Annotated in this window: 26 protein-coding genes; 6 read left to right on the forward strand and 20 right to left on the reverse strand. The window is 70.4% G+C overall.

The features are described 5' to 3' along the window. Positions 1-8: 8 nt before the first annotated feature. The 3 genes from ACIBTS_RS10855 to ACIBTS_RS10865 are packed head-to-tail and all read right to left on the reverse strand — an operon-like array spanning position 9 to position 2,308. Complete coding sequence (locus ACIBTS_RS10855; protein WP_399318294.1) at positions 9-1,016, reverse strand: methionine synthase; 1,008 nt, start codon at positions 1,014-1,016, stop codon at positions 9-11. A 35-nt stretch (positions 1,017-1,051) separates the two neighbouring features. Beyond that, positions 1,052-1,750, reverse strand: coding sequence for an SDR family oxidoreductase (locus ACIBTS_RS10860; RefSeq protein ID WP_399318296.1), 699 nt, complete (start codon positions 1,748-1,750; stop codon positions 1,052-1,054). Between the two features lie 18 nt (positions 1,751-1,768). Further along, the gene (locus tag ACIBTS_RS10865; RefSeq protein WP_399318298.1) at positions 1,769-2,308 is read right to left on the reverse strand and encodes a TIGR00730 family Rossman fold protein; all 540 of its coding nucleotides are present in this window, start codon (positions 2,306-2,308) and stop codon (positions 1,769-1,771) included. 50 nt (positions 2,309-2,358) lie between these two features. Between ACIBTS_RS10865 and ACIBTS_RS10870 the strand changes: the two genes are divergently transcribed. Further along, positions 2,359-2,688 (forward strand): DUF427 domain-containing protein, encoded by a 330-nt coding sequence (locus tag ACIBTS_RS10870; RefSeq protein ID WP_319672105.1) that lies wholly within the window; start codon positions 2,359-2,361, stop codon positions 2,686-2,688. Positions 2,689-2,773: 85 nt separating this feature from the next. Here ACIBTS_RS10870 and ACIBTS_RS10875 read toward each other — a convergent pair whose 3' ends face one another. Further along, a complete protein-coding gene (locus ACIBTS_RS10875) occupies positions 2,774-3,139 on the reverse strand; it encodes a hypothetical protein (protein WP_399318302.1) in 366 nt (121 codons plus the stop codon). A gap of 242 nt (positions 3,140-3,381) precedes the next feature. Between ACIBTS_RS10875 and ACIBTS_RS10880 the strand changes: the two genes are divergently transcribed. Continuing rightward, positions 3,382-4,353 (forward strand): helix-turn-helix domain-containing protein, encoded by a 972-nt coding sequence (locus ACIBTS_RS10880; RefSeq protein WP_399318303.1) that lies wholly within the window; start codon positions 3,382-3,384, stop codon positions 4,351-4,353. Positions 4,354-4,418: 65 nt separating this feature from the next. Next, positions 4,419-5,198: an alpha/beta fold hydrolase gene (locus ACIBTS_RS10885; RefSeq protein WP_399318305.1), complete on the forward strand. Its 780-nt coding sequence runs from the start codon at positions 4,419-4,421 to the stop codon at positions 5,196-5,198. A gap of 1 nt (position 5,199) precedes the next feature. Here the strand turns inward: ACIBTS_RS10885 and mnmA are convergent, their stop codons facing one another. Then, a complete protein-coding gene (mnmA, locus tag ACIBTS_RS10890; RefSeq protein ID WP_399318307.1) occupies positions 5,200-6,330 on the reverse strand; it encodes a tRNA 2-thiouridine(34) synthase MnmA in 1,131 nt (376 codons plus the stop codon). An 83-nt stretch (positions 6,331-6,413) separates the two neighbouring features. Here mnmA and ACIBTS_RS10895 point away from each other — a divergent pair, with 83 nt between their 5' ends. Continuing rightward, the gene (locus tag ACIBTS_RS10895) at positions 6,414-7,091 is read left to right on the forward strand and encodes an N-acetylmuramoyl-L-alanine amidase (RefSeq protein WP_399318308.1); all 678 of its coding nucleotides are present in this window, start codon (positions 6,414-6,416) and stop codon (positions 7,089-7,091) included. Between the two features lie 244 nt (positions 7,092-7,335). On the opposite strand, the gene ACIBTS_RS10900 is transcribed toward ACIBTS_RS10895, so the two are convergent. The 3 genes from ACIBTS_RS10900 to ACIBTS_RS10910 form a co-directional block, all read right to left on the reverse strand. Further along, complete coding sequence (locus tag ACIBTS_RS10900) at positions 7,336-8,499, reverse strand: cysteine desulfurase family protein (RefSeq protein ID WP_399318310.1); 1,164 nt, start codon at positions 8,497-8,499, stop codon at positions 7,336-7,338. A gap of 94 nt (positions 8,500-8,593) precedes the next feature. Then, on the reverse strand, positions 8,594-8,860 hold the full coding sequence (locus ACIBTS_RS10905; RefSeq protein WP_399318312.1) for a DUF4190 domain-containing protein: 267 nt from the start codon (positions 8,858-8,860) through the stop codon (positions 8,594-8,596). 22 nt (positions 8,861-8,882) lie between these two features. Continuing rightward, a complete protein-coding gene (locus ACIBTS_RS10910) occupies positions 8,883-9,050 on the reverse strand; it encodes a hypothetical protein (protein ID WP_319672333.1) in 168 nt (55 codons plus the stop codon). Positions 9,051-9,171: 121 nt separating this feature from the next. Here ACIBTS_RS10910 and ACIBTS_RS10915 point away from each other — a divergent pair, with 121 nt between their 5' ends. Then, complete coding sequence (locus ACIBTS_RS10915) at positions 9,172-9,798, forward strand: TetR family transcriptional regulator (RefSeq protein WP_399318314.1); 627 nt, start codon at positions 9,172-9,174, stop codon at positions 9,796-9,798. A gap of 150 nt (positions 9,799-9,948) precedes the next feature. Here ACIBTS_RS10915 and ACIBTS_RS10920 read toward each other — a convergent pair whose 3' ends face one another. Both ACIBTS_RS10920 and ACIBTS_RS10925 read right to left on the reverse strand, forming a co-directional pair. Continuing rightward, positions 9,949-10,377, reverse strand: coding sequence for a hypothetical protein (locus ACIBTS_RS10920; protein WP_399318316.1), 429 nt, complete (start codon positions 10,375-10,377; stop codon positions 9,949-9,951). A 255-nt stretch (positions 10,378-10,632) separates the two neighbouring features. After that, positions 10,633-11,493 carry a thioesterase family protein gene (locus tag ACIBTS_RS10925; RefSeq protein WP_399318318.1) on the reverse strand — a complete coding sequence of 287 codons (861 nt, stop codon included), beginning with the start codon at positions 11,491-11,493 and terminating at the stop codon, positions 10,633-10,635. Positions 11,494-11,666: 173 nt separating this feature from the next. Here ACIBTS_RS10925 and ACIBTS_RS10930 point away from each other — a divergent pair, with 173 nt between their 5' ends. Beyond that, positions 11,667-12,890, forward strand: coding sequence for an alpha/beta hydrolase (locus tag ACIBTS_RS10930; RefSeq protein WP_399318320.1), 1,224 nt, complete (start codon positions 11,667-11,669; stop codon positions 12,888-12,890). Here ACIBTS_RS10930 and ACIBTS_RS10935 read toward each other — a convergent pair. The 10 genes from ACIBTS_RS10935 to ACIBTS_RS10980 form a co-directional block, all read right to left on the reverse strand. Further along, the gene (locus tag ACIBTS_RS10935; RefSeq protein ID WP_399318322.1) at positions 12,799-13,455 is read right to left on the reverse strand and encodes a trimeric intracellular cation channel family protein; all 657 of its coding nucleotides are present in this window, start codon (positions 13,453-13,455) and stop codon (positions 12,799-12,801) included. The genes ACIBTS_RS10930 and ACIBTS_RS10935 overlap by 92 nt on opposite strands. A gap of 56 nt (positions 13,456-13,511) precedes the next feature. After that, entirely contained in the window at positions 13,512-14,903 is a 1,392-nt protein-coding gene (locus tag ACIBTS_RS10940; RefSeq protein ID WP_399318324.1) for a M1 family metallopeptidase, read from the reverse strand. Positions 14,904-15,000: 97 nt separating this feature from the next. Beyond that, entirely contained in the window at positions 15,001-16,392 is a 1,392-nt protein-coding gene (locus ACIBTS_RS10945; protein ID WP_399318326.1) for an ABC transporter ATP-binding protein, read from the reverse strand. Between the two features lie 17 nt (positions 16,393-16,409). Then, on the reverse strand, positions 16,410-17,507 hold the full coding sequence (locus ACIBTS_RS10950; protein WP_319341284.1) for an ABC transporter ATP-binding protein: 1,098 nt from the start codon (positions 17,505-17,507) through the stop codon (positions 16,410-16,412). Continuing rightward, the gene (locus ACIBTS_RS10955) at positions 17,504-18,502 is read right to left on the reverse strand and encodes an ABC transporter permease (protein WP_399318329.1); all 999 of its coding nucleotides are present in this window, start codon (positions 18,500-18,502) and stop codon (positions 17,504-17,506) included. The genes ACIBTS_RS10950 and ACIBTS_RS10955 overlap by 4 nt, the downstream gene beginning before the upstream one ends. A gap of 142 nt (positions 18,503-18,644) precedes the next feature. Next, a complete protein-coding gene (locus ACIBTS_RS10960) occupies positions 18,645-20,441 on the reverse strand; it encodes an ABC transporter substrate-binding protein (RefSeq protein ID WP_399318331.1) in 1,797 nt (598 codons plus the stop codon). Between the two features lie 84 nt (positions 20,442-20,525). Then, the gene (locus ACIBTS_RS10965; protein ID WP_079659348.1) at positions 20,526-21,533 is read right to left on the reverse strand and encodes an ABC transporter permease; all 1,008 of its coding nucleotides are present in this window, start codon (positions 21,531-21,533) and stop codon (positions 20,526-20,528) included. A 354-nt stretch (positions 21,534-21,887) separates the two neighbouring features. Continuing rightward, positions 21,888-22,682: an enhanced serine sensitivity protein SseB C-terminal domain-containing protein gene (locus tag ACIBTS_RS10970; RefSeq protein ID WP_399318334.1), complete on the reverse strand. Its 795-nt coding sequence runs from the start codon at positions 22,680-22,682 to the stop codon at positions 21,888-21,890. Positions 22,683-22,875: 193 nt separating this feature from the next. After that, positions 22,876-23,682 (reverse strand): enhanced serine sensitivity protein SseB, encoded by an 807-nt coding sequence (locus ACIBTS_RS10975; RefSeq protein ID WP_319341289.1) that lies wholly within the window; start codon positions 23,680-23,682, stop codon positions 22,876-22,878. Positions 23,683-23,760: 78 nt separating this feature from the next. Beyond that, positions 23,761-24,444, reverse strand: a complete 684-nt coding sequence (locus ACIBTS_RS10980) for an AAA family ATPase (protein WP_399318336.1) — start codon at positions 24,442-24,444, stop codon at positions 23,761-23,763. Positions 24,445-24,531 lie beyond the last annotated feature (87 nt).

Genomic DNA, 24,531 nt, shown 5'->3' on the forward strand with positions numbered 1-24,531 from the left:
TCCTCCCGTTACTCTGGGTTGTCCGCGAGGGATCTCGCCGCCCGGACGCAGTGGGCAAGGGCCTGACGGGCGTACGCGGGGGAAGCCCCCGCGAGGCCGCACGTCGGCGTGAGCGTGACCGCCTCCGTGAGAAGCCCCGGTTGCAGCCCCAGCCTGCGCCACAGCGTCCTGACACCCATGACGCTACCGGCAGGGTCTGACAATGCGGAGTCCGTGCCGGGCACGACACCGGCGAACAGCCGGGTACCCGCTTCCACCGCCTCGCCGATCGCGTCGTCGTCACGTTCGGTGAGCAGCGAGAAGTCGAAGGAGACCGCCGCCGCACCGGCCCGGCGCAGCAGGGCGAACGGCACGTCGGGCGCGCACGAGTGGACCACGACGGGGCCGTCGCCGTGCACCCCGACGACGTCCCGGAGCGTGGCCTCCACGACCTGCCGGTCGACGGCGCGGTAGGTGCGGTAGCCGCTGGCGCTCCTGACGTGGCCGAGGAGCACGCCGGTGAGGGAGGGCTCGTCGAGCTGGAGCACGAGCCCGGCGCCGGGCAGGCGGCGGCGGACCTCGGCGAGGTGGTTGCGCAGGCCCTCGGCGAGGGAGCCGGCGAGGTCGCGGCAGGCGCCGGGGTCGGAGAGCACCGCCTCGCCGTTCTTCAGCTCCAGCGCGGCGGCGAGCGTCCAGGGGCCGACGGCCTGCACCTTCACCTGTCCCTCGTAGCCCTGCGTGAACTCCTCCAGGGCGTCGAGGTCCTCCCGCAGCCAGGACCGGGCCCGCTTGGTGTCCCGTCCCGGCCGGTCGCCGATCCGCCAGCCGCTGGGCTCCACGCGCGCGTACAGCTCGACGAGCATTCCGGCGGTCCGGCCGATCATGTCCGCGCCGGGGCCGCGGGCCGGGAGCTCGGGCAGGAACGGGAAGTCCTCGAAGGAGCCGGTGGCGGTCTTGGCGGCCTCGCGGGCGTCACCGCCGGGCAGGGAGCCGACGCCGGTGGCTCCGCCAAAGCTGAACTGAGTGCTGTTGCTCACCCCGGAAGCCTACGTAACCCTCCGGGGAGTCGCCGTCACCTTCCCGGCCGCACCGTCAGGTCGTTGACCTCCGCGTCCCGGGGGAGGTCGAGGGCCATCAGGATCGTCGTCGCGACCGACTCGGGGTCGATCCACTGCGCCGGGTCGTACTCCTTGCCCTCCTGCTGGTGGACCTTGGCCTGCATCGGGCTGGCGGTGCGGCCCGGGTAGACGGAGGTGACCCGGACGCCGCCCGCGTGCTCCTCGTGACGGAGCGCGTCGGCGAGGGCCTTCAGGCCGTGCTTGGACGCCGCGTACGCGGACCAGTCGGCGTGGGCGTTGAGGCCCGCGCCCGAGTTCACGAACACCACGTGGCCGTGTGCGGCCCGGAGTTGGGGCAGGAAGTGCCGGGTCAGCTCGGCCGGGGCGATCAGGTTGACGTTGAGCTGGTGGCGCCAGGACTTGGGGGTGAGGTCGCCGACCGGGCCGAGGTCGACCACCCCCGCGATGTGCAGCAACGAGTCGACCCGGTCCGGGAGCGACTGGTGGGAGAAGGCCCAGCTCAGCTTGTCGGGATCGGCCAGGTCGCCGACGAGGGTCCGCGCGCCGGGGAACTCCGCCGCGAGTTCCTTCGCGCGGCCCGCGTCGCGCGCGTGCAGCACGAGCTCGTCCCCGCGCGCGTGCAGAGCGCGGGCGACGGCCGCGCCGATGCCGGAGCCCGCTCCGGTGATCACATGAGTAGCCATGTCCGCCATGCTCGCATCGGCGAGGGACTACGCGATCCCCTCGCTCTCCTCCAGGTAGGCCAGCGCGCCCACCGGCTCCTCCGCGAAGAACACCAGGTCGGTGAGCGGGCGGGGCAGGAACCCCTCGTCCTCCATGCGCCGGAACTGCTGCTTGAGGCCGTCGTAGAAGCCCGCGGTGTTCAGCAGGACGACCGGCTTGCCGGTGTGGCCGTGCTTCTTCAGCTCCAGGATCTCGGTGGCCTCGTCGAGCGTGCCCGTGCCACCGACCATGATCACCACCGCGTCGGCCTTCTCCAGGAGCAGCCGCTTGCGCTCGGCGAGATCACGAGCGATCACCATCTCATCGGCTCCGGGCCGCGTCTTGGCCGCGAGGAAGTCCACCGACACCCCGCACAGCCGGCCGCCCGCCTCCTGCACACCGTCGGCGACCACCTTCATCAGGCCGACGTCGGAACCGCCCCAGACGAGCGTGTGACCGCCCTTGCCCAGCAGTTCGGCGAACTCGCGCGCGGGGCGTGTGTAACGGTCGTCGAGGTCGGCAGCGGAGAGGAAGACACAGATACGCATGCGGCCACCGTACGCGGGAAGAACCGGCGGCCGGCGGGCGCTTCTCCGGTATGAGCGAAGGACACACGATCACGATCGAGCAGGGCGACCAGCACCTCAAGGTCGTCCACGGAGACCATGTGCTGGCCGAGACCGAGCGGGCGCTCGTCCTGCGCGAGACCGGCTGTCCGGTGCGGTACTACATACCCGCCGAGGACGTACGGCTCGACCTCCTGACCCCCTCCGACACCCACACGTACTGCCCCTTCAAGGGCACGGCGTCCTACTGGTCGCTGCCGGACGCGGCGGACCTCGTCTGGGCCTATCCCGATCCCAAGCCCGACGTCGCCGAGATCAAGGACCATCTCTGCTTCTACGAAGTGACCGTCTCGCCGGCCTGAGCCCGCGACGGGTGCGGGGTGCGACCGGTGCCCCCCTCCTGCACCGGTCGCACCCTCACGCGGGTTCCTCAGGGCCGGCTGTCCCTCAGATGTTGCTGCTGCCCAGGGCGGAACACCGGGTGCCCTGGCAGACCTTGAAGTAGACCGTGCCGCGCGACTCGTCGAGCTCCAGGTTGTAGGTGTAGCCCGTGTCGTAGTCCACGGGCACGCGGAGCGTCGCCGCGCCGTTGAGGGCGGAGTTGTAGGCCCACTTCACGTGGACCGCCTTGCCGTCGTGCACGTTGTCCCAGATCTCGAAGATGTCGCCGTAGCTGCGGTAGACGACCCCCGCCTCGTTGGAATTGTCGGGGCTGGTGAGCCGGACGCTCCCGTCGGCCTGGGCGGGGGAACCCGCGATGCCGATCGCGAGCGCGGCACCTGCGATACCGGTCATCACATGACGGACCTTCATGACACTCCTTGTTTCGGATTGTGGCGCGGTGCGCCTCGGGTGGAGCCCGCTGTGCCGAGAGCCGGCCGGGCACCACCGAGGCTGCTGACCGTCGAGGAGCATGAGCAACAGCCCACGGCTGTTCCGGACAGACAGGGAGCTGTCCGGGCTGGTCAGGGCGTTGTCCGGATTCTGTTCCGGACAACGGGGCATGACCGAATCCACGGTTGTCCCGTGCCTCATGGCTGCAACACGATGCAGGTATGGGGAATCTGGGAGAGCTGTCGCCGTACGAGGCCCGGGACGCTGCCGGCTTCGTCGCGTCGATGCGGCGGCTCAAGGAGCGCGCCGGGCTGACGTACCGCGAACTGGAGGAGCGGGCCGCCCACAACGGTGACGTGCTGGCCCGCAGCACGCTCGCCGACATCCTGCGGCGCACGAGCCTCCCCCGCCCCGATGTGCTGGCGGCCTTCGTCCGCGCCTGTGGGGACGGGGAGCGGGTCGACGCCTGGCTGGACGCCAGAGAGCGGATCGCCGAGCGGGACACCGCGGTGCCCGAGCCCGGCCGGGAGGCCGACGGCGAGCCCGCGCCGCGGACCGAGGAGGCATCGGGCGGGCGGCGGCCCCGCCGGGCCAACGGCCGCACCGTCCTGCTCGCGGCCGGTCTCGCCGTACCGCTGCTCGCCCTGGCGGCCTGGGGACTGCTCCCGGAGACCTCCGAGGGCTCCGCAAAGGCCGGCGGTTCCGGGGCCGGGGCCTCGGCCGTCCCGGGCACCGCTTCCCGGGCGCCGGTCGACGGCTGGGTCACCGTGCGCCCGCTCCGCACACCGGACCTCTGTCTGACGGACGGCCGCGACCGCCGCGGCGCCTACGGGAGCGCCGTCGCCGTCCAGCTGCCGTGCGCCCGGGCGACCGTGCCGCGCACCTACCTCGAACCGTTCGGCGAGGGCTTCTACCGCATCCAGTGGCATCACCCCCAGCTCGGGAAGGGGTGCCTGACGGTCATGGACACCGGTCCGGTGAAGGGCATGCTCGAACCCCGGGACGACTGCGACCAGGGCACCCTGTTCCGCTTGGAGGCCGCCGCCGACGCCGCCCAGGGCTTCCGGCTTCGTCCGGCCCACGGCACCACCTGCATCGGCCTGACCGGCGACGACAGCACCGAGGGCGCCGAGGCTGTCGAGGAGCGCTGCACCGGCGCGGCCGACCAGCGGTTCCTCATCCGCGCGGACTGACGGTCGTCGGCCTCCCGGCCCCGCCACCCCGACAAGTTCCGTCCCGTCTGACAGTCTCGACAGACATGGACAAGAAGACGCTTTCGCGCGACGGCACCGCCATCGCGTACGAACGGAAGGGACAGGGTCCCGCGGTCGTCCTCGTCAGCGGGGCGATGTCCACGGGCGGCACCATGGCGCCCCTGGCCGGGCTGCTCGCGAGCCGCTTCACGGTCTTCTGGTACGACCGCCGGGGCCGCGGCGAGAGCGGCGACACGCCGCCGTACGCGGTGCAGCGCGAGGTCGAGGACCTGGCGGCCCTCATCGACGCGGCGGGCGGCGAGGCGGCGCTGTACGGCATCTCGTCGGGCGGCGCGCTGGTGCTTCACGCGGCGGCCGCCGGGCTGCCGGTGCGCCGGGTCGCGGTCTACGAGACGCCGTTCGCCCTCGCCGAGGACGAGGCCAGGGCGCGCGCCGAGTACACGGCGAACCTCACCGAGGCGCTCGCTCAGGGGCGGCGCGGCGACGCCGTCGAGCTGTTCCTGCGGCTGACGGGGCTGGCCGACGAGATGATCCGGGGCGCCCGTCAGTCGCCGATGTGGGAGGGGATGGAGGCCATCGCGCCGACCCTCGCCCACGACGACTCGGTCATGGGCGGCGGGCTGGTGCCCCGGGAGCGGCTGGCCTCGATCGGCGTCCCCTTGCTGGCCGTGGCGGGCGAGGAGAGCCCGCCGTGGCTGCGCGAGGCCGCACGCGCCGTCGCCGAGGCGGCTGCGGACGGCACGTACCGGACCCTCGAGGGCCAGACCCACATGGTCGACCCGAACGTCCTGGCACCGGTGCTGGCGGAGTTCTTCGCCCGGTAGGTCAGGCCACCCCGGCCGTCGCCCGCACCGTGGACGCGATCGTCGCCGAGCCCACCACGCGGGTGTCGTCGTACAGGACGATCGCCTGGCCGGGGGCCACGCCTCGCACGGGCTCGGTGAACGTGACCTCCAGGCGGCCGTCGATCAGTTCGGCTCTCACCTCGGTCTCGCCGCCGTGGGCGCGCAGTTGGGCGGTGTAGGCGCCGGGGCCGGTGGGGGCGGCGCCGCACCAGCGGGGCTTGATCGCGGTCAGGGCGGTCACGTCCAGGGCGGCGGCCGGGCCGACCGTCACCGTGTTGTCGACCGGGGAGATGTCCAGGACGTAGCGCGGCTTGCCGTCGGCGGCCGGGGTGCCGATGCGCAGGCCCTTGCGCTGGCCGATGGTGAAGCCGTACGCGCCCTCGTGGGTGCCGATCTTCGTGCCGGACTCGTCGACGATGGCGCCCTCCGCCTTGCCGAGGCGCCCCGCCAGGAAGCCCTGGGTGTCGCCGTCGGCGATGAAGCAGATGTCGTGCGAGTCGGGCTTCTTGGCGACGGCCAGGCCCCGGCGCTCGGCCTCGGCGCGGATCTCGTCCTTCGTGGTCACCGTGTCGCCGAGGGGGAAGAGCGCGTGGGCGAGCTGCCGGTCGTCCAGGACGCCGAGGACGTACGACTGGTCCTTGGCCATGTCGGAGGCGCGGTGGAGTTCCCGGGTGCCGTCCTCGCGGACGACGACCTGCGCGTAGTGCCCGGTGCAGACCGCGTCGAAGCCCAGCGCGAGCGCCTTGTCGAGCAGGGCCGCGAACTTGATCTTCTCGTTGCAGCGCAGGCAGGGGTTGGGGGTACGGCCGGCCTCGTACTCGGCGACGAAGTCGTCGACGACGTCCTCGCGGAAGCGGTCGGCGAGGTCCCAGACGTAGAACGGGATGCCGATGACGTCGGCGGCGCGGCGGGCGTCCCGGGAGTCCTCGATGGTGCAACAGCCTCGCGCGCCCGTGCGGAACGACTGCGGGTTCGCGGAGAGCGCGAGGTGGACGCCGGTCACGTCATGGCCGGCTTCCGCGGCGCGGGCGGCGGCGACGGCGGAGTCGACTCCGCCGGACATGGCGGCGAGTACGCGAAGGGGGCGGGGGCGCTGCGAGGTCTCAGTCATAACCCCTCCAGGGTACGGGTCGCCGGGAACCGGATCCCGCGCATATCCGTTGACGATCACGAGGGGCGAGGAAGGGCGCGGACATGGGGGAGAAGAACAGCGATTCCGACCGGCGGATCGGGCGGCGCGCGCTGCTGATCGGCGGCGCGGTGGCGGCCGTCGGCACCGGGGTGTTGGCGCGTGAGGAGCTGGCGCGGCTGTACTGGCGGCTGCCGGGGGTGCGCAGGAAGCGGGTGGAGGGGGCCGTCGACTTCGTGGGCGCGCGGTGGGCGGCGGCGTCGGAGGCGAACTTCCGCTGGGCGGACCGGCCGGACGACTACGGGATCGACATGGTCGTCGTCCATGTCACGCAGGGCGATCTCGCGAGCGCGGTGAAGGCGTTCGAGGACCCGGGGCACAAGGCGGCCGCGCACTACATCGTCGCCCAGGACGGGCACGTCACGCAGATGGTCCGCGAGCTGGACGTGGCGTACCACGCGGGCAACCGCGCGTACAACGAGCGCAGTGTCGGCATCGAGCACGAGGGCTTCGTGGACCGGCCGGAGGACTTCACCGACGCCATGTACGCCGCCTCCGCGCGGCTGACGGCCGCGATCTGCCGGCGCTACGACATACCCGTCGACCGCGAGCACATCATCGGGCACGTGGAGGTGCCGGGCACGGACCACACCGACCCCGGCGAGCACTGGGACTGGGACCGGTATCTGCGCCTCGTGCGGGCGGCGCACACCGCTGCCGCCCACCCGGCGGCGACAGCGTGACACAGGTCACAGGCATCCAATATTCGTGAACGGCTGCCGCGCGTCAGCCGTCCTGTGCGTCCCGCCCCGAAGATGACCTGCGCCTTGCGGCGGGGCCGCGACGGGCCGGTGATCGTCCGCGGCGACGTCGTGGCCGGTCGCGCCCCGCGGCGGAGCCGCACGGTGTCAGCGCCCTGCGGCCCTTCAGGGCGCTGCCGAACCGCAGCGGCAGCCCCTGCCCGGCGATCCACGCCAGGGGTGCGGGTTACGTCAGTCCCGCCGCGCGAGCCCGTTCCACCGCCGGGCCGATGGCCTTGGCGACGGCCTCGACGTCGGCCTCGGTGGAGGTGTGGCCGAGGGAGAAGCGCAGGGTGCCGCGGGCCAGGTCGGGATCGGTGCCGGTGGCGAGCAGGACGTGGCTGGGCTGGGCGACGCCGGCGGTGCAGGCGGAGCCGGTGGAGCACTCGATGCCCTGGGCGTCGAGCAGCAACAGCAGGGAGTCGCCCTCGCAGCCGGGGAAGGTGAAGTGGGCGTTGGCCGGGAGGCGGTCCACGGGGTCGCCGCCGAGGATCGCGTCCGGGACGGCCGTACGGACCGCGTCGATCAGGGCGTCGCGCAGGGCGCCGATCTCGCCGGCGAACCACTCGCGCTGCTCTGCGGCGAGGCGTCCGGCGACCGAGAAGGAGGCGATCGCGGGGACGTCGAGGGTGCCGGAGCGGACGTGGCGCTCCTGGCCGCCGCCGTGCAGGACGGGGACGGGGGTGTACTCGCGGCCCAGGAGGAGGGCGCCGATGCCGTACGGGCCGCCGATCTTGTGACCGGAGACCGTCATCGCGGCGAGGCCGGAGTCGGTGAAGGAGACGGGGACCTGGCCGAAGGCCTGGACGGCGTCGGCGTGCAACGGGACGTCGAACTCGGCTGCCACGTCCGCGAGTTCGCGGACCGGCATGACCGTGCCGATCTCGTTGTTCGCCCACATGACGGTGGCGAGGGCGACGTCGTCGGGGTTACGGGCGATCGCTTCGCGGAGCGCTTCGGGGTGGACCCGGCCGTAGGAGTCGACCGGCAGGTACTCGACCGTGGCGCCCTCGTGTTCACCGAGCCAGTGCACGGCGTCGAGGACCGCGTGGTGCTCGACGGGGCTGGCCAGGACTCGGGTGCGGGCCGGGTCGGCGTCACGGCGGGACCAGTACAGGCCCTTGACCGCGAGGTTGTCGGCCTCGGTGCCGCCGGAGGTGAGGACGACCTCGCTGGGGCGGGCGCCGAGCGCTTCCGCGAGGGTCTCACGGGCTTCCTCGACCGTACGGCGGGCCTGTCGGCCGGCCGCGTGGAGGGAGGAGGCGTTACCGGTGATGCTCAGGTGCGCGGTGAGTGCCTCGACCGCCTCGGGGAGCATCGGGGTGGTCGCGGCGTGGTCGAGGTATGCCATGGTGGCGCCGATTCTACGGGCCCGGACCGTCGGCCTCACTGCCAGGTGCACCGAGACACCCGGCGCTGTCGGCAGTCAGAAGAGTCAGAAGCAGTCAGAAGCTCCAGGAGATCGTCGAGTCCGCCTGCATGAAGGCCACCAGGACCACGAGGTCGGCGATGCCCAGGGTCAGGCCGAGGTAGGCGCGGCCGCGGCGGGCCGTGCCCCGCCAGAGGGCGACGGCCGCCAGGACGATGGCGATCGGGCCGAGGAAGACGTTGAGGACGAGCAGGCCCAGGAGGCCCAGGATGAAGGACGCGACGGCCATTCCGTCGGCGTCCCGGACACCGGTGCGGCTCGTGGCCGGGGCGGTGAGTTGCATGGTTGTTCAGAGCTCCTGTGGGTCAGTGGGTCGAGGTCTGCCGGCGGCGGCCGTGGCGCTCACGGAGCGCGAAGATGCCGAGCCAGGCGGCGATCACGGTGGCGGCGACGAGGGTGAAGGTGAACGGCGCGTGGGCGATGGCGCCCATGACGACGCCGAACAGCAGCAGTGCGGCAACCAGGAACAGCATGGGATCGGATCCCCCTCCGTAAATTTTGGGTGAACATTTGTAGTAACAGTTGTTCACTGACTTAGAGTCTAGCGCGTCCCACGACTTTCCAATTCCGGAGAACAGTTGTTAACTGGATGACATGAGTCACACCTTCGGCATCAGGCAGGCCCAGAAGCAGAAGACCCGGCAGGCGCTGCTGGACGCGGCCTTGGGGCTACTGGAGGAGCAGAGCCTGAGCAGCCTGGGCCTGCGTGAGGTCACCCGTGCCGTCGGTGTCGCCCCCACCGCCTTCTACCGGCACTTCCGCTCCACCGAGGACCTGGGCGTCGCCCTCGTCGAGGAGGCGCTGGGCAGCCTGCACCCGATGATCCGAACCACGGTGACCGCGGCCGACAGCAGCGAGGAACGCATCACACGCGCTGTCGAGTTGATCGCGGGCCATGTGAGCGCGTACCCCGCGCACGTCCGTTTCATCGCCCGCGAGCGGCACGGCGGGGTCCAGCCGGTGCGGGAGGCGATACGGGAGCAACTGGGCCGGTTCGCCGAGGAGGTGAGGGCCGAGCTGGCCAAGGACGCCGAGGCGGAGGGCTGGAGCGACGACGATCTGCTGATGCTCTCGCACCTCTATGTCGACCAGATGCTCATCACGGCCTCGCTGTTCCTGGAGGCCCTGGAGGCCTCGCCGGAGGACCGGGAGCGGGTCAGCCGGCTCGCGACCCGTCAGATGCGGCTCATCAGCATCGGCCGCCACCACTGGCTGGACTGAAACGCCCGACAGTCACTCCGGCAGGCACCCCGACAGCCCCGACAGCCCCGACAGCCCCGACAGCCCCGACAGCCCCGACAGGCAGACACAGGGGCGGCGCATTCGTTCGTGCAGTCCCCGAGTGCGCCGCCCCCGTGGGTGATCTGCCGATCAGCCCTGCTGCTGGGCCGGCTGGGCCGGCTGGGCCGGCTGGGCCGGCTGGGCCGGCTGCCCCTGGCCGCCGCCCGGCCCGCCGCACCCGCCGCCGCCCTGGCCGCCACCCGGACCGCCCTGACCGCCACCGCCGGGGCCGCCGCTCGGAGCGCCGGACGGGACACCGGTCGGCGTGCCGGTCGGGGTACCCGTCGGCCGCCCCGAAGGAGCGCCGCCGGCCGCACCGCTCGGCGCGCCCGAAGGAGCTCCCGAGGGGGCGCCGCTGCCCGAGGGATTGCCGGACGGCGCCTGGCAGGACTGCCCACCGGACGTGCCGCTGTTCGTGGAGGAGGAGTCGCCCGAGCCGCAGGCCGCCAGGACGAGCGGGGAGAGCGCCAGCAGCGCCACCGCGGGGACGAGACGGACGGGCATCAGCGCACGCTTCATGAGAGACAGCTCCAGGGAAGATGAGGACAACCTGAGGCGGGAACTCAACCAACGGCGCTTAGGGCTTCCTTGAGCCCCCTCTGTCCCCTGCCTGTCAATCAGGTAAAGCACCCCTCAAGCAACCGCTGTGACCTGGGAGTTCATCTCGACGCCCGGCGCGTGCGCTGGTACAGCTCCGTGACAGAGGCAGCCCTCAACCGCAGCCTTCAACCCCCACCCCTCACCCCTCAACCCTCAACCCTCAACCCTCAACCCTCAACCGAGCCTGACGCGCGCCAGTTGCCGGGACTGCGCGACCAGTCGGTCCGTGCTGTCCCAGACCTCGGCGTCCTCCTCCAGGAAGCCGCCCGCGAGGTTGCGGGTGGTGATGGAGACGCGCAGCGGGCCGGGGGCCGGACGGCAGCGGACGTGGACCGTCAGCTCGACCGTGGGGACCCAGCCGCGCAGGCCGATCTCGAAGGCGGTGGGCGGCAGGGCGTCCACGGCGAGGAGGAGGGAGAGCGGGTCGGGGTCACGGCCGTCCTTGAGGCCGAACCAGGCCCGCATCTCGCCGTTGCCGGAGGGCGCTCCGAGCGCCCAGCCGAGGGTGGACGGGTCGAGCTTGAGCATCAGCCGGTCGGCGATGGCGGAGCTGCCGTCGACGGGGGCCGGTCCGTCCTCGGGGCCGAAGCACTGCTCCATCGGCGGGATCACCGGCGGCTTCGCCGTCGTGCGGACGTCGTCCGGGAGGGTGTCCAGGTCGCCGTAGGAGGCGAGGACGCGGATCCGCTCGACCTCGGCGCCGTCCTCGTCGTACTGGAAGAGCGAGGCCTGGCCGGTGGACAGGGTGCGGCCGGTGCGGACGACGTCCGTGCGGACGACCGCGGGGCCGGGCCGGGAGGCGGTGAGGTAGTGCGCCGAGATCGTGAAGGGGTCGCGGTGCGGCAGGGCGTCCGCGAGGGCGCGGCCCAGGACGGCGAGGAGGTAGCCGCCGTTGACCGCGCTGATGATCGTCCAGCCGGCCGAGAGGTCGATGTCGTAGACGCCCGGCGCTCGCGGGGTGAGCGCGGTGTCGCGGTCGAACTCACTGTCGCCGATGACGGCCCGCCGGGCGGCCGCGGTAGCTGCTTCTGGCATGGCTGAACGGTACAACAGGTGATTACTAAGCGGTAGCTTTCCCAGGTTGCGAGGCTGCTACGGGCTGCATCGCAGGCAGGGGAGGACGAGACTCTCTTGAGAGTTCCGCAATTTCTTGGTAAGTGTCCGAACTCGTCCGTAACCTCGACGGCGTTTTTTCCCTCTGCAAGGACATGAGCCTCACCGGGACTCCGTTCCTCTTCACCTTGATCGCGTTGTCCGTCGTTGCCGTCGCAGTGCCACTGCTGCTGTGGTCGCGGCTGCGCGGACCGCTGATCCTGCGGGCCTTCGCCCGGGTGCTGATGCTGATGTTCGCTCAGGGCACGGCCATCGCCCTGGTCTTCGTGCTCGTCAACAACAGCAACAACCTGTACGACACCTGGGACGACCTCCTGGGCACGGGCAACCATGTGGCGCAGGCCGCCGACCTGGGTGCCGACGGCACCGGCGGCATCGCGCTGGACAAGCTGCCCAAGGTCGCGCAGAAATTCAGCGAGGCCCAGGGTCCGGGCCTGCACGGGGTGCGCGTCACCCAGCTCAAGGGCCGTGTCTCCGGCATCAACGCCGAGGTCTACGTCTGGCTGCCCCCGCAGTACAACCAGCCCGCGTACGCGAAGAAGGCCTTCCCCGTCGTGGAGCTGCTGCCGGGCTACCCGGGCTCGGCGAAGTCCTGGTTCGGGTCGATGCACGTGGCCACGCAGCTGGAGCCGCTGATGCGCAAGGGCAAGGTCGCGCCGTTCATCCTGATCGCACCGCGCACCACGCTGCTGCCCGGCGTCGACACCGGCTGCGCCAACGTGGCGGGCACCGTCAACGCCGACAGCTGGCTGAGCATCGACGTGCCGAAGATGGTCACGGACAACTTCCGGGCCCAGCCGGCCCCCAAGGGCTGGGCTGTCGCCGGCTACTCGGCCGGCGCGCACTGCGCGGTCAAGCTCGCCATCGCCCACCCCAACCGCTACCGGGCCGCGGTCAGCCTGTCCGGCTACAACGACCCCATCGGCGAGCCCAACTCGCTCACCGCCCAGGACCCGGCGCTGCGCAAGTCCACCAACCCGTACCTGATGCTCCGCAAGGCGACCGCCCCGCCGGCCGTGGCGCTCTACGTATCCGGCGAGCCGAACGACGGCTACCAGGCGGGCCTCGCCCTGCAGAAGGTGGCGAAGGCGCCGACCACCGTGAAGGTGATCTACATCCCGAAGAACGCGGGCGGCCACACCATGGCGTTGTGGCGGCCGCAGGTGGTGCCGGCGTTCAAATGGCTGACGACGCAGCTCAACCAGCACGGGCTCGCCACCGCCGGGACTACTCCTCACGCACCGTCGAACGCCGATTCCAAGCGCGAGGCGCTCGCCAGTGGTAACGCATCGCCAGAAGCCGCAGGACGAAAGCGGTGACGGCGGCCAGACCGCTGGCCAACGGGGTGAACACGTCGTAACGGATGCAGAGCACCACCATGGTGGCGCCGACGATCGCCGGGACCGCGTAGAGATCGCGGTCCCAGCGCAGCAGTGACGGCACCTCGTTGGCCAGCACGTCGCGCAGCACGCCGCCGCCGACGGCGGTCGCGAGCCCCAGGGTGGCCGAGGCGGTGAGGCCGAGCCCGTGGGCATACGCCTTCGTCGTGCCGGTGACGCAGAACAGGCCGAGTCCTGCCGCGTCGAAGACGTTCACGCCGGTCTGGATGCGCTCCACCTGCGGGTGGAGAAAGACGACCAGCAGGGCGGCGAACAGCGGCGTGAGGAAGTACCCCAGGTCGGTGAAGGCCGCCGGGGGCACGGCCCCGATGACCAGGTCCCGGAACAGCCCTCCGCCCAGCGCGGTGACCTCGGCGAGCATGGCGATGCCGAACACGTCGAAGTTCTTGCGGACGGCCAGCAGCGCGCCGGAGATGGCGAACACGAAGATGCCGACGACATCGAGCGTGTGCTGGACGGAGGGACTGAAGATCTGCTGGATCACCCTTACATTGTCACCCAGCAGCGACTGTGAACCTTACAAACCCAGGCCATACGGCGTCACAGGGTGGGTTTCCCTGTGGTGAAGAGCCAGGTCTGGAAAAGATCGTCGAGCTGCTGCCCGGAGATCCGCTCGGCGAGGCGGACGAAGTCGTCCGTGGCCGCGTTGCCGTAGCGGTGCAGCTTGGTCCAGGCGGGGAGCAGTTTGAAGAAGGCGGCGTCGCCGATGCGCTCGCGCAGCACCTGGAGGGTCATCGCGCCGCGCTGGTAGACCGCGGAGGCGAACATGGTGTCGCGCTGCGGGTCACCGACGGTGATCTGCCAGAAGGCGTTGTCGGCGGGGCGGGAGTTGTAGCCGGCCAGGAAGGAGTCGTGCGCCGAGCGGGTGCCCTGGTGCTCGGCCCACAGCCACTGGGCGTAGGTGGCGAAGCCCTCGTTGAGCCAGATGTCCTTCCAGTGCGCCACCGAGACCGAGTCGCCGAACCACTGGTGGGCCAGCTCGTGCACGATCGTCGACTCGTTGCGGACGGCCGAGTACACCGGCTTGGACTGCACCTCCAGCGAGAACCCGGCCTGCGGCATGTCGTCGACGATCGCGCCGGTCTCCTCGAAGGGGTACGGGCCGAAGACCTGCGACCAGTAGTCGGTGGCGGCCGCGGTGACGCCGTACACGTCGACGTTGTTGCCGTTCGCGAGCACCGGGTCGATCGCGACGTAGATCGGGGTGCCGCCGGGCGTCGTCCCGGTCTTCACGTCGAACTTCCCGATCGTGGCGGTCGCGAGGTAGCTCGCCATCGGCTTCGTCTCGCGCCAGTGCGTGTACGTCGAGCCGCCCTTGTCGTACGTCGAGACCAGCCGGCCGTTGGAGACGGCGGTCAGGCCCTTCGGCGCCTTGACGCGGATGTCGTAGGTGGCCTTGTCCGAGGGGTGGTCGCTGGACGGGAACCAGGTGGAGGCGGCGTTGGGCTCGCAGGCGACGAAGACGCCGTCGGCGGTCTTCATCCAGCCGTAGTCGGAGCCGAAGACGATGGGGCCGCCGAGCGGTTCGGGGACGCCGCCGTAGGTGACGGCCACCTCGAAGGTCGCTCCCTTGCGGATCGCTTCGCGCGAGGTGATGCGGATCTCGTCGCCGTCGCGGGTGAACCGCGCCCGCTTGCCGTCCACTTCGACCCGGGTGACCTCCAGTTTCTGCAGGTCCAGATCGAAGGACGAGAGGTTCTGGCCGGCCCGCGCGGTGATCGTCGTACGGCCGTCGAGGCGGTCGGTGTCGGGGTTGTAGGCGATGGCGAGGTCGTAGTGGCGGGCGTCGAAGCCGCCGTTGCCGAGCTGGGGGAAGTACGAGTCGCCGATGCCGGCCGCTCCGGGGGTGGGAGCGGAGGACGCGGCGATGGCGAAGAAGGAAGCCGCCGCTGTAGCGACGGCTCCTAAGCGTGACGAACGGGAGAGTCTCATGGGTCATCCCTTTCGAACGTGTACCGATAAGTCGGACACGGATGACTCTGGACTCCCCCGTTCAATCATGTACATGACTTTGCCAACTTGTCATGCGTTACTTGTCGGTTGACTCCTGGCCTTCGGCCTTCGCGGTCCCGGCCGGCTCGGAAGCCTCCTCGCCAGGAGACGGCTCTTCGGCAGCCTCCTCGGCAGAAGACGCCGCCTTCGGAGAGGACGTCTCCTCGGTGGCAGACGGCTCTTCGGCAGCCTCCTCGGTGGCAGACGCCGCCTCGGGAGAGGACGTCTCCTCGGCAGCCGCCTCCGCCTCCGCGGACTCCGCGACCTCCGCCGCCACCGCCGCCGAGGTCTCCGCGGACTCCGCGAGGACCTCGTCGGCCACCAGCTCCGCCGCCTCCTTCGCGACCGTCAGCAGGACGGTGTCCTGCGGAGCCTGGTCCGCGAAGTTCTCCGGGTGGTGGCAGGCCACCTGCTGGCCGGGCCGCAGCTCGACGAGCGCCGGCTCCTTGGTCTTGCAGACCTCCGTCGCCTTCCAGCACCGGGTGTGGAAGCGGCAGCCGCTCGGCGGCGAGATCGGCGAGGGCACATCGCCCTTGAGCAGGATCCGCTCGCTCTTGGCGTTCTTGCGCCGAGGGTCCGGGATCGGCACCGCCGACATCAGCGCCTTGGTGTACGGGTGCATCGGCGACTTGTAGAGCAGGTCGCGGTCGGCCAGCTCCACGATCTTGCCGAGGTACATCACCGCGATACGGTCCGAGACGTGCCGGACCACCGAGAGGTCGTGCGCGATGATCACGTACGTGAGGCCGAGCTCCTCCTGGAGGTCGTCCAGCAGGTTCACGACCTGGGCCTGGATCGACACGTCCAGGGCCGAGACCGGCTCGTCCGCCACGACCAGCTTCGGGTTCAGCGCGAGCGCGCGGGCGATGCCGATGCGCTGGCGCTGACCGCCGGAGAACTCGTGCGGGTAGCGGTTGTAGTGCTCGGGGTTGAGACCCACGACCGACAGCAGCCGCTGCACTTCCTTCTTGACGCCGCCCTCGGGCGTCACGCCCTGCAGCTTGAAGGGAGCGCCGACGATCGTGCCGATGGTGTGGCGCGGGTTCAGCGACGAGTACGGGTCCTGGAAGATCATCTGCACGTCGCGGCGCAGCGGACGCATGCCGTTCACGCCGAGGTGGGTGATGTCCTTGCCCTGGAACTCGACCTTGCCGCCGGTCGGTTCGAGCAGCCGGGTGATCAGCCGGCCCATCGTCGACTTGCCACAGCCGGACTCGCCCACGACGCCGAGCGTCTCGCCGGAGCGGACCTCGAAGTCGATGCCGTCGACCGCGTGCACCGCCCCGACCTGCCGCTGAAGCAGGCCCTTCTTGATCGGGAAGTGCTTCTGCAGTCCACTGACCTTCAGCAGCACCTCGCCGGGGGCGGCGTCCTCGGTGAGGGTCGCGCCCTGCTCCGTGGAGCCGTCGGCCTGTGCGGGAATGGTCACCGCTTTCTCGTCGTCACTCACAGCTTCGGCGCAATCTCTTCGGTCCAGATACGCTCCCGCTGCTCCTTGCCCAGGTGGCAGGCGGCCCAGTGCCGGCTGCCGACCTCGGCCAGCTCCGGACGGACCGTGCGGGTGACGTTGTCCTTCGGGAGGTCCGCGTACGGGCAGCGCGGGTTGAAGGCGCAGCCGGACGGGATGTTGATCAGCGAGGGCGGGGAGCCCTTGACCGGGATCAGGCGCTCCTGCTGCTCACGGTCCAGGCGCGGCATCGAGCCGAGCAGACCCCAGGTGTAGGGGTGCCGGGGCTCGTAGAACACCTTCTCGGCCGGGCCCCGCTCGACACAGCGGCCGCCGTACATCACCAGGATGTCGTCGGCGAGTTCGGCGACGACGCCCAGGTCGTGGGTGATGACGATGACCGCGGAGCCGAACTCCTTCTGCAGGTCGCGGATGAGGTCGAGGATCTGCGCCTGGACGGTCACGTCCAGGGCGGTCGTCGGCTCGTCCGCGATCAGCAGTTCGGGGTTGTTGACCAGCGACATCGCGATCATGGCGCGCTGGCGCATACCGCCGGAGAACTCGTGCGGGTAGCTGTCGACCCGCTTGTCCGGCTGCGGGATGCCCACCCGGTCGAGCATCTCGACCGCACGGCGCTTGGCGGTCTTCTTGTCGACGTTGTGGTGGATCCGGTACGCCTCCACGATCTGCTGACCGATCGTGTAGTACGGGTGCAGCGCCGACAGCGGATCCTGGAAGATCATCGCCATCTGACGGCCGCGCAGTTTGCGCACGTGGTCCGGGTCGGCGGACAGCAACTCGGTGCCGTCCAGCCAGATCTCGCCGGAGATCTGGGCCTTGCGCTTGCCGTACTGGCCGGCGGTGTGCAGGCCCATGATGCCGAGCGACGTCACCGACTTGCCGGAGCCGGACTCGCCCACGATACCGAGGGTCTTGCCCTTCTCCAGCTGGAAGCTGAGCCCGTCGACGGACTTGACCAGGCCGTCGTCGGTCGGGAAGTGCACCTTGAGGTCGCGCACTTCGAGGAAGGACGTCGGCGCGGGCGTGGCGGGAGTGGGCTCACCCACGGCCGCTCCGCTCTTGCTGAGTTCGGTCACGTGAGCCTCACTCGGGGGTCGATCACGGCGTACAGGATGTCCACCACGAGGTTGGCGACGAGCACCGCGAGGGAAGTGATCAGGGTCACGCCCACGATGATGGGCAGGTCCTGGTTGCGGATGGCGTCCAGCACGGCCCGGCCGAGACCGGGCAGGTTGAACGTGGACTCGGTCAGGATCGCGCCGCCGATGAGGGCGCCGAGGTCCATGCCGAGCATGGTGAGGATGGGCGTCATCGTCGAGCGCATGGCGTGCTTGCCGATGACGGTCTGCTCCTTGAGGCCCTTCGCCCGGGCGGTGCGGATGTAGTCCTCGCCGAGGATCTCCAGCATGGTGGCGCGGGTGATCCGGGCGTACATCGCCGCGTACAGGAAGGCGAGGGTGATCCACGGCAGGATCATGCCGCCGAGCCAGCCGGAGAAGCTGTCCTCCAGTGGCACGTACTGCGCGTCGATCCAGTTGAGCCCGAAGGCGAAGATCGCCAGGCTCAGCATGCCGGTGAAGTAGATGGGCAGCGACACACCCGCCAGGGCGACGACCATCGCGCCGCGGTCCCACAGGGTGCCCCGCTTGAGCGCGGAGAGCACGCCCGCGGCGACACCGAAGATCAGCCACAGCACGGCGGCGCCGAGCGCGAGCCCCAGGGTCACCGGGAAGCGGTCGGTGAGCACCGGCCAGACGGCCTGCTCGCTGCGGAAGGAGTAGCCGAAGCAGGGCGCGGCGCAGTGGATGGTGTCTCCGCCGCCCGAGTAGGTACGGCCGGCGAAGATGCCCTTGAAGAATTCCCAGACCTGGGCGTAGATCGGGTCGCCCAGGCCCAGCTTCTGGCGCACGCCCTCGACGGCGGCAGGGTCGGCCTGCTTGCCCACGAAGCTCAATGCGATGTCCACGCCCGCCCACTTGGGGACGAGGAAGAAGATGCCGAAGACCACCATGATGATGGCCACGAGCATCACTGCGGCGGCGAACAACCGCCTGATGAGGTAAGCGAGCACAGCTCTCGGCCCGCCGCGGACCGCGGGCCACCTGCGGTCTCCCCCACTGTCTTATGGACGTGGGAGGTACCCCCAGATGGCCCGCGATCACGCTGCGCCGGCCTTCACCTGCCTTTCGTGCCGTTCGGCGGGTGTGCCGGGTTTACTTCTGGGGGTTCTTCAGACCGAGGTTCACGAAGTCGTACTGACCGCTGTAGCCGTCGGTCGTGTAGACGTTGGCCAGGTTGTCCCCGCGCCAGTTGATGAACTTCTCGAAGACGAAGGGCAGGTAGTACGCGCCCTCCATCACCTTGTGGTTGATGTCCGTGGCGACCTTGGCCTTGCCTGCGTTGTCCAGGGTGGTGACGTAGGTGTCGAACAGACCGTCGATCGCCTTGTCCTTGATGAGCGCGTAGTTGTTGTTACCGCTCTGCTGGATGTACTTGCTGTCCCACAGCGGCAGACCGAAGCCCTGGACGGACGGGAAGTCCGGACCCCAGCCCATGATGATGATGCCGTAGCCCTTCTTCTGCACGTTCGAGGGGCTGCCGATGATGCCGGTGGTCTGCGAGCCGTCGAACTGGTCGATCTCGGCGTTGATGCCGATCTTCTTCAGCGACGCCTGCAGGGACTGGGCGGTGGCCACCTCGACCGGCTTGTTGTTGCGGACCGCGATGGTGGTCTTGAAGCCGTTGGGCTGACCGCAGGCCTTCAGGGCCTCCTTGGCCTTGGCCTCGTTGCCGCTCTTGTTGGCGCCGGCCATCTCGTACGGGTCGTACTTCTGGCCCTCGGAGCCCGGGACCGACGGCGGCAGCATGTTGGTGCCGATGTCGCCACCGGCGACCGGGCCGCCACGGGCGGTCTGCAGCGACACGTGGTCGGCGCCGTAGATGACGGCCTTGCGGCACTCGATGTTGTCGAACGGCTTCACGCTCTGCGGGAAGACCGCGTAGCGGATGTAGCCGGAGACCGGGTTGTCCAGGTTGGCCTTGTGCTCCTTCAGGGCGGTGGTGCGGCCCTGCGGGGACATGCCGGTCTGGGTCAGGTCGAGGTCCAGGTCACCGCTGAGCAGACGCTGGTCGAGCTGGTTGGCGTCCGAGAAGAACTGGATGTTGATCTTGTCCGGGTAGGCCTTGCGGACCGGGTCCGAGGCCTGCTTCCAGGACGTGTTGCGCACCAGGGTCAGCTCCTTGCCGGGGCTGTACGACTGGAACTTGTACGGGCCGGAGGAGAACGGGTGCAGCTGGTACTTGGCCTTGGTGTCCTGGTCCTGGCGGACCGGGGAGGCCGAGATCAGCGCCAGCATCTCCTGGAAGTCCGAGTTGGCCTGCGGCAGCTTGAAGACGATGGTCTTGTCGTCCGGCGTCTCGATGGCCTTCAGACCCAGCTTGTCCGCGGACGTGTCCTTGTAGGGGCCCTTGTACTCGCCCTTGGGGTCCAGCACGTCCTTCAGGTACGTCGGACCGCCGGACAGCACGTCCTGCGCCCACACGCGCTCGATGCCGTACTTCACGTCCTTGGACGTGATCGGCTTGCCGTCCTCCCACGTGATGCCGTCGCGCAGCGTGTACGTGTAGGTCTTGCCGTCGGCGGAGACCTTGGCGAGACCCGTGGCGAGGTCCGGGGTGAGCTCCGCGCCGGCCTTGCCCGGCTCCGCCTTGTTCGTGACGAGCTGGCGGCTGTAGTAGCGGGCGAAGTTCCACATCATGCCGTAGTAACCGCGCGTGGTGTCCCACGAGTCGGCGTCCTGGGCACTGCCGAACTTCAGCGTGCCGCCCTTCTTGGCCAGCGAAGCCTGAGCGACCTTGTTGTTCGCGGCGTCGAAGCCGGCGGCGCCGGTGCTCGAGCCCTTGTCGTCGTCTCCGCCACCGCCGCACGCCGCCGTGGTCAGCAGCGCGGCGACCGCGGCGGCAGCGGCAAATGCCTGCTTCCGCCGCCCTGAGGTGCGTTGGGTAGTCACGATCTCGGATCCTCCGGATAGATGAGAGACCCCGTGTGAAGGCCACGGGACGGTTGGGGTGCTGTGCGTCGGAGCGTCAGCGGTTCAGCGGGATGCCTTCGGGTCCAGCGCGTCCCGGACGCCGTCGCCGAAGAGGTTGAAGGCCAGGACGGTGATGAAGATCGCCACACCGGGGACCACCATGTACATGGGGTCGGACTCGTAGTAGTCGATCGCGCTCGAGAGCATCTGTCCCCACGAGGCGGTGGGCGGCTTGACGCCGACGCCCAGGAAGCTGAGGGCCGCCTCGGTGAGGATGTTGGTGGGGATCATCATCGTCGTGTAGACGACGATCGGGGCGACCAGGTTGGGCAGCAGCTCCTTGAACAGGATGTACACCCGCCCCGCGCCCAGCGACCGGGCGGCCTCGACGTACTCGCGCTCACGCAGCGAGAGCGTCTGGCCGCGCACCACGCGTCCGATGTAGGGCCAGCCGAAGAACCCGATGACCAGGATCATCACGAAGACGCGCACGCTGGAGCCGGTGAGGCCCAGCATGTGGTTCGGCATGACGGAGACCAGCGCGATGATGAACAGCAGCTGCGGGAAGGCCAGCAGACCGTCCATCACCCGGCTGATCAGGGAGTCGATCCAGCCGCCGAAGAAGCCGGCGAGGATGCCCAGCACCGTTCCGAGGATCACGGCGACCACGGCGGACAGGAAGCCGACCAGCAGCGAGATCCGGGCGCCGTAGAGGATGCGGGCGAAGATGTCGCGGCCGTTGACCGGCTCGACGCCGAGCAAATGGTCGCCGCTGACACCGCCCAGGGAGCCCGTGGGCGTGCCGAAGAGCGGGTCGATGAGGTTCTCGTGGTACTCGTTCGGGTCCTGGTCCAGGAGCCCGGTGATGACCGGCGCGAGCAGCGCGATCACGACGAGGAAAAGCACCACGATGCCGCCCGTGAGGGCCAGCTTGTCCCGCTTGAGGCGCTCCCAGGCGATCCGGCCCAGGGAACGGCCCTGAACGGCCTTGGCGCCGCTGGTGGCGACCGCCGCTTCCTCGGCCGCGCTCGGGGCCGCTTCCGCGGTCGGCTCGTGCAATGGTGCCGTCATCTGGCAGGGACCCCTCTCAACCGGCGGTAGCCGGCCCGCACTTTGCCGCGGTAGCGGCGTGATCAGTCCGTAATACGCAGGGGATAAGTCCCCTGGAGCGGGAGTCTTCAACGCTTTGGCGATCTGTTGCCAGACTTGGCAGTGAATGGATGCGTAAACGTGATGCGGGTAGAGGGGTTCCGTTATCCGGACGGCGGGTAACGCCCCCCGGACGGGGATTAGTTAGGGCAGATCGGACATAACTGGTACTAATCGCCGTTATCTACGCGCGAAGACGTCCGGTAACCACCCCGTGACAGGAGTGGAAGGAAGGGTGAAGGCGACAGGAGGGGCGAGGGAGATCCGCGGCGGCGGTCAGTAGCGTCCGGTGGGCGGATAGCCGTAGCCGCCCGCGGGCGCCTGGGCCGGGGCGGAAGCGTGGGCCTCACGGTCGTAGAAAGGCCGGGCGTTGGCACGCATCCACATCACGACGGGGTCGTACTCGTCGGTCATGGCGACCGTCGACACCGGCAGCCCCTCCGGCACCGCGCCGATGGACTGCTGCATCATCGCCCGTACGGCGTCCACGGCCGGCGGCGAGGACTCGTACACGTCGAGCCCGATGGCCAGGTAGGGAGCGCCCAGCGCCGGCTGTACCCAGGCCCGGCGCAACGCGCGGACCACCGGGGTACGGTGGGCGTTCTGCGCGAGCAGGGCGTAGAACTGCGGGACCTCGATGCCGGGCTCGGACAGCCGCAGCGGGCCTGCGGGCTGGCGCTCCAGGCCGGTCGCGATCCGGCGCAGGTCCAGCCAGGGGATGCCGACGCCGCCGCCGGGAGCGTGCGGATTCAGCCAGAGACCGTAGTGGTCGGGGTAGAGGGTGCGGGCCACGTCGAGTCCGTCGACCACCTCGTAGGACCTGTTCCAGCCGCTCGCGCTGAGCTCCTGGGCGGAGGTCACGCACGGCGCGTAGCCGTAGCCCTCGACCTCCATGTTTCCGTACTGGGCGTCCGGGGAGCCGGCCTGGCCGTGCCACAGGAGCATCCAGACCTGGCCGGAGGAGGGGGTCGCGAGCGCGCGCAGGAGCGCCTCGTAGGCGTCGTAGCGCCCGGGCGTGACCTGGCGCAGCATGTGCTCGACCTGACCGGTCGCGATGCCGCTGGCGCTCACCTGTACCGCCCCTTCTTTTTTGTTGCCCCGCGTTGGAGTCCAGCTTAGGCGCTCTGCTGGTCGAGCCGTTGAGAGCTCGGGGCGTGCTGTCATCCTCGGGCTGCAGATCGTGCGTGGCCGAGCGCGCCCCGCGGCGAAGCCGCAGGGGAGCACAGCCCCGCGCCCCCAGGCCGGCTTTACCCTGAGGGAGTTGCTAGTGGGCCCTTGTGTAGAAGGGGCGGACCCTGGTCCTCAGCCATTCGCCCACCGGGTCCTGGGCGACGTCCAGGAGGACCAGGTTGACCGGCCAGGGGGACGAGGTGCGGCCCAGGGCCCTGCCGAGTGCCTCCAGCGGGAGTGCGCGCAGGTCGCCCTCCCACTGGGAGAGTTCGACGCCGACGAACATCACCGGGTCCGCCGTCTCGATCGCGGCCAGGCAGCGGCGGGCCGTGCGGACCACGCCTATGGACTCGAACTCCGCCGAGGCCGCGGCCAGGAAGTCCACCGGGTCGTCCTGCCAGTCGGGCTCGTAGAGGCGGACGCGGCCGCCGCTCGCGGGGCCGTCCAACGGGGTGCGGCCCGCCCGGCACAGCTCGGCGACGGCCGGCGGCGGCAGCGGGACGCCGACCACGCCCTCGGGGTTCACCATGATGCCGACCTGCGGGGGCAGCCCGCGGGCGAACTCCACGGCGGGCGCGATCGTGAACGACATGTGCGAGCCGACGACCTGGCGGAACTGCTCCTCGGAGCTGAAGACCGGCACGTACACCTGGCCGTCGAGCTCCAGGGTGGGCAGGTCGAGGGGGCCGCTGTGCGGGCCGCCGCCGCTGGGCAGCGGCACCCAGACGAAGCTGCGGCCGAGCACCTCCACGATGCGGCCGCCGGCTCCCGGCACGCCGAGGGAGACGGAGAGCACCTCCTCCAGCTCGTTGCCGGGCCATCCGCCGTGCGAATGGGGGTGCGCCTGCGCCGGGAAGTCCGCGGAGAAGTCCGTCGGGAAGTCTGCCGGGGGGAAGTCCATCTGCCTACCGCCTGCTAAGAACCGCTCACTCTGCTGTGGCTGAAAGGCTAGCGGGTACCGGGCGTTCCGCCCGAGCCCTCAGCCCGTGAATCCGATCCGGCGCAGCGTGTCGGCCGCGTCGCGGTCGAGCAGGACCGCCGAGCCGCAGCCCTCGGGCAGCCGGCCCTTCTCCACCGAGCGCAGCAGCCGGGCGGCGGCGTGCCGGTGGCGCAGGAACGCGTACCGCGAGACGCCTTGGCCGCGCTCGCGCTGGCCCTCCAGGGCCGTGTCCGCGCCGACGTCGAGCAGCAGCAGGTGGAGGGTGCCGCCGCGGCGGCGGGCCTCGCGGGCCAGCCAGTCACGCACCCAGGTCTGTGTGCCGCAGTCGTGCACGACGACGCCCTTGCCGCCGCGCAGGGCCCGGCGCAGTCCGGCGTAGTGGGCGAGGCGGACGAGGGGGCGGTAGAGGGCGTAGGGCAGGAGGCGGGGTGCGCGGGCGTCCCAGCGGTCGCGGGTGTCCTGGGAGTCGACGCGGACACCGCTCACGGCCCGCTTCATGAGCGTGGACTTGCCGCTGCCGGGCAGTCCGGTGACCACGACCAGGTCACGGGGGCCGAAGAGCAGGCCGTGCGGGCTGCGGCCGGCCCGCTCGCGCAGGTCACGGACGACGGGCTCGGGCTGCCGGCCGCACGCCTTGCGGGCCTGGGCGCCGGGCTGCGCGGGCAGCGCGATCCCCGAGATGGTCGCGAATGCCGTGGTCCTCGCCGTGGTCGCCTCGTTCACCGTGATCGTCCTCCCCTGGGGTCAGGTAGTCCTCATCCCCGCCAAGCGTAAAGAGAAGGTAATGCGCGGCGCCTCGCGATTTCGTAC

This window comes from Streptomyces sp. NPDC050121 (assembly GCF_044460385.1).
GTDB classification, from domain to species: domain Bacteria; phylum Actinomycetota; class Actinomycetes; order Streptomycetales; family Streptomycetaceae; genus Streptomyces; species Streptomyces soliscabiei.